The organism is Pontibacterium sp. (genome assembly GCF_041587635.1).
GTDB lineage: Bacteria > Pseudomonadota > Gammaproteobacteria > Pseudomonadales > Balneatricaceae > Pontibacterium.
The window spans coordinates 1-4363 of the sequence record NZ_JBFGYC010000353.1 but is presented as its reverse complement, the minus strand read 5'-3'; the positions used below and the strand labels follow the sequence as shown (position 1 = coordinate 4363).

7 protein-coding genes are annotated in these 4363 nt (G+C 48.4%); 4 read left to right on the top strand and 3 right to left on the bottom strand.

Annotated features, from left to right (window positions below; genetic code table 11):
- The 4 genes from ABYW01_RS15275 to ABYW01_RS15260 all read left to right on the top strand — a co-directional run.
- Positions 1 to 456: acyl-CoA thioesterase (locus ABYW01_RS15275; RefSeq protein ID WP_372834254.1), on the top strand; the 456-nt coding region annotated here is incomplete at its 5' end.
- A gap of 187 nt (positions 457 to 643) precedes the next feature.
- The gene (locus tag ABYW01_RS15270) at positions 644 to 793 is read left to right on the top strand and encodes a hypothetical protein (RefSeq protein ID WP_372834253.1); all 150 of its coding nucleotides are present in this window, start codon (positions 644 to 646) and stop codon (positions 791 to 793) included.
- 83 nt (positions 794 to 876) lie between these two features.
- On the top strand, positions 877 to 1386 hold the full coding sequence (locus ABYW01_RS15265) for a hypothetical protein (RefSeq protein ID WP_372834251.1): 510 nt from the start codon (positions 877 to 879) through the stop codon (positions 1384 to 1386).
- Positions 1335 to 1472, top strand: a complete 138-nt coding sequence (locus tag ABYW01_RS15260) for a hypothetical protein (RefSeq protein ID WP_372834256.1) — start codon at positions 1335 to 1337, stop codon at positions 1470 to 1472. Before ABYW01_RS15265 ends, ABYW01_RS15260 begins: the two co-directional genes overlap by 52 nt.
- A gap of 144 nt (positions 1473 to 1616) precedes the next feature.
- On the opposite strand, the gene ABYW01_RS15255 is transcribed toward ABYW01_RS15260, so the two are convergent.
- The 3 genes from ABYW01_RS15255 to ABYW01_RS15245 form a co-directional block, all read right to left on the bottom strand.
- Complete coding sequence (locus ABYW01_RS15255) at positions 1617 to 2483, bottom strand: mechanosensitive ion channel family protein (RefSeq protein WP_372834250.1); 867 nt, start codon at positions 2481 to 2483, stop codon at positions 1617 to 1619.
- Positions 2484 to 2576: 93 nt separating this feature from the next.
- Positions 2577 to 3743, bottom strand: a complete 1167-nt coding sequence (locus tag ABYW01_RS15250; protein WP_372834247.1) for a cation:proton antiporter — start codon at positions 3741 to 3743, stop codon at positions 2577 to 2579.
- Positions 3744 to 3802: 59 nt separating this feature from the next.
- Positions 3803 to 4363, bottom strand: a 561-nt coding sequence (locus tag ABYW01_RS15245) for a CorA family divalent cation transporter (RefSeq protein ID WP_372834245.1), incomplete at its 5' end; no start/stop codon positions are given.

Genomic DNA, 4363 nt, shown 5'->3' with positions numbered 1-4363 from the left:
ATGTTTTATCTTCTGGCAGCATCGTTTTTTAAACCCCGACTGCCGATTGAACACCCAAGTAATACCTTATCAATGCGCGTACTGCCCAACGATATTGATATCAATCGCCATATGAACAATGGGCGTTATCTCACGATCTGTGACTTATCGCGGGTTGATATGTTTATACGCACGGGGCTGGCCAAAACGATGCTCAATGAGGGGTGGATGCCAGTCATTTCGGAACACACCATGCAATACAAAAAACCGTTGGGCCTGTTTCACAAGTACGACGTAAATATGGAGATTACGGGTTGGGATGAGAAGTTTTTCAATATGACGCACACTTTTAGAGTGGGTGAGCGCATTGTCGCTGAGGGGAGATCACGGGGCTGTGTTATCAGTAAGAAAGGGGTTATCCCACCCGCAGATGTGATGCAGCGCGTCAAATCCCGGCTAGACAAAGTTTCTACCTGAAACGTGTCAGCCCGCACGCTGTAGCGTTTTACCCGCCATAATCTGGCGATATAACCAGTTGGAAAAATAATTCACTTTTGAGTCAGACAAACTGCGTGATGAGCGCACCAGATACCAGAAACCGAACCGTATCCCAACAGAAGTGGGCGCAACTGCGCTGGCTCATCAGCTAACAGCTGAAGGCGCTGTGGCTTGGGAGTTTTCCATCACCAAACTGCAGAACGGTAGCTACTATATGATGGCCCCTGCTGCCGGTGAACTGCTGATCAAAGATTGGCTGGCCCAGAGACTGGCAACAGATAGCAGCGTGGAACTGACCAACATCCTCCGTCAGTAAAGTACAGTGGTTCTCGCCGGTCCGGATGCACGTAAAGTGCTGGCTAAACTAACCGATTCTGATCTAAGTAATGACGGCTTCCCTTGGTTCACCGGACAAGAGTCGAAGTTGCGGGCGCACCTGTACGCGCCCTTCGTATGAACTTTGTCGGCGAGCTGGGCTGGGAACTCCATCACCCGATTGAACATCAAACAGCGCTTTATGATGCCCTGATGGGCGCGGGTAAAGAGTGGGATACTAAAGACTTTAGTCTGCGCGCAATGGACTCCATGCGTCTTGATAAAATCTACCCAATGTGGGGCCACGACCTGATCACCAAGTTTACCGCACTGGAAACGAATCAGGGCTGGTTCGTCAAACTGGACAAAGGCGACTTTGAAGGTCGCGCAGCACTGGTGCTCCAGAAAGAGCAAGGCATAACAACCAAACTGGTACTGCTGGAAATCAACTCCACCGATGTGGACGCTGCGACAGATATGGAACCGGTTTATCAGGACGGTAAAGTCGTGGGTCAGGTCAGCTCTGACGGGTACAGAAGAGTCTGGCGCTCGCATACGTTGACACCGTTGCCATCGCTGCTGGTCTTACTGTGAAGATTCTAGGTAAACACTACCCTGCGAAAGCGACTAAAGGCTGCGTCTACGATCCGAAAGGCGAGCTGCTTAAAACGGATGCATAAGGTTCTGTCATAAGTAACTATACGTTACGTTTAGCCCGACCCCGTATCGGGCTTTTTTGTCTAACCAAATATCATAATCGGAAACGGAGTGGTCACATTCTTGGTATCCCGGCATGCTGATGTAAACTCACCCCAAACCTATCATTACACCTGAACACAAACGTTCCGGTGAAGCTTCTGTCTTTCACGATGCCAAAGTTGCATAAAATCACGGGTAATTTTTTGCTCAATCTCCAACGCCTGTTCTGATGGGCAAAATATCGTGAAACTCGCCTGATCTTTCCCTTCTTTAGTTGAAGAAATATACATTGCCGGTGCCGGACCAGAGATTTTTACATCCAGTCTTTTTTCGATCAGCGCATTGTAACGATTGGCCACCTCATAGAAATCCTGACAATGTTCAGTCGCATACGCCAACAGTTCATCTTCAATTGCGAACAAATTCACACTCTGATCACGCGTAATAGTGAACGTATGTGTCGCATAGCGCTTCATAAAATTCAGGTTTTTAATGGTACTCAAAAGCAACATACTGTTCGGCAAAAACAGTGTTTTTCCTGTGTGGCTGTAAGAATCGATATCCACTTCCAATAATGTCAGCTTCGCCCAATCTGTCTCGGTCACTTCACCGGCCTGATTTCCAACCTGAATCCAGTCGCCTATCTGAAAAGGACGGGCAGACACAATATAGATAAAACCGATTATGCACTGGATAAACTCACGTGTGGCAATCACAAAGGCCACTACAAATGCCGCCACCGACAAGGCAAACTTCTGTAACTCGGCTGACCAGTACACAAAGAAACAGACAACCAACGACAGATTGATCAGGTTCTTGATTACATTAACCAGATAACGGCGGTCTTCACCCTTCGCTCGCGCCCGCCGCTTGATCGTGCTGGCCAACTTGATCTTGAATACATAGGTCAGCGCGATAGCCGCTATGGTAGTTAACAGTTTGTGTTCAACAAAAAACTGCTGAACATAAGGCAAAAAGTCGATCGGTGGCACTTACCAACTCTCCAATAAAAAAGACCGGTAGCAATACCGGCCTTGAAGCATTTCGATTAAAAGTATTTTTGCGGTTTCCCCGCCTATCACTGACTAAGCGTTTGCGTTATCAATCACCGGCTTAAAGCAGGTTCGTCCTAACGTAATCCAAAGCGGTCCTAGCAACAGAGACATCGAGATAACCGACAACGCCAGCTGATAACCCGCATCAGAAATTATCGCTGCCTGTAAGCCAACGGCTGCCAATACAAAACTGAATTCACCTATCTGCGCCAACACAGTGCCGCCATACAAGCTTTCCCGCCATTTGTATCCCAATGCAGCCAGAATGACTGCGTTTACCAGCGTCCCCACAATAAACACCGCAATCACCAGCAAACCGACCTGCCACCAATGATCCGCAACGAAATTCAGATTCAGACTCATGCCGATTGCCAGAAAAAATAGCGCAACAAACACAACTTTAAACGGTTCAAGCTTATGATGAACCCACTGGGTTTCGCGGGCAGCTGACACCAGCATGCCACCGATGAACGCGCCCAACGCGGTAGACAACTCCAATACACCCGTAAGCAGCGCCAACCCAAAGCAAATAGCTAATGCAGTAAACACCTGTATTTCATGATCACCACGAATATGATTCCCCAAAGGCAGCTTTAGCTGACGTCCGCTGAAAATCCACACCAACAGACCACCCATCAATAATACACCGAGCAACTGCATCGACAGTGAGTGCATATCAATCTGCTGTCCTCCAAACAAACCGATCACGATCAGCATCGGGATGACCAACAGATCCTGCACTAGCAACACGCCTAACATATCCTGACCAAAGCCGGTACTCAGTTCGTTACGATCCTGCAACAGACGAATCACGACCGCTGAACTGGACAGACTCACCACAAATGTCAGCAGCGCGATCCGCGCCCAACTCCAGTCATAAGCCATACCGATCAAAGTGACGGGGGCTAGACAGAACAACACTTGCAATACCGTGCCGATGACAGGAATACGCCACCGCGCTTTCAGCTTTTCAGGGACAACTTCCATCCCAACAAAAAACAGAAGCAGTACAACACCCAATGCACCCAATCGATGCACCATCTCTGAATCTGAAATCAGCCCAAAACCATGAGGGCCAATCACAACACCCGCGAGCAGATACGCAATGATCTGAGGCTGATGAATAAACTTTAATAACCCACCCACCAGCAACATCACAAACAGTGTGCCAACCATAGTCGGTAGAACTGGATCCATATGCATAGGGTTTCCCCCGGAAAGAGCTTAATGAACAATAGGGATTGAAATAGCGCCCGCTATAACCAGCCCAAACGTCGTATCAGTAAGGCCTGCGCCAACACAATACCGGTGATCATCGCCACCAAAATCCAAAAGGCATCCCCTGATGCTTCCCACGGAAAACTGATGTTCATACCTAAAAAGCCGGTAATAAAGCTCAAAGGCAGGAAGAAAAATGTGACTAACGACAACAGATACAACGTGCGGGTGGTACGTTCGTTGAGCGTGCTACGTACCTCATCCTGAAAAATCAGCAGACGATTGATCGCCATGTCCACCTCTTCGAGGCTGAGCTGAAGTTCGTTCGCGAGTTCTCTCCAATCCGATTCCAGTTCTGTCGCTAATTTCAGTTCACGCTGCTGACGCAGTTGACTCAATACTGCGCGCTGGGGAGCCAGATAACGCTGTAGTTCACCCGCCCGCTTACGCGCCTGACTTATCTCATCCACTGGCGGTTTATCACGCTCAAGTAACGTCTCAATATCACCTAATGCTTCAGTCAGTGAAAAAACTTCCTCGTTGATCTCTTCCTGAATCCACCGCAACAATGAGGTGATCAATTGAGCAGGCTGAAAGCT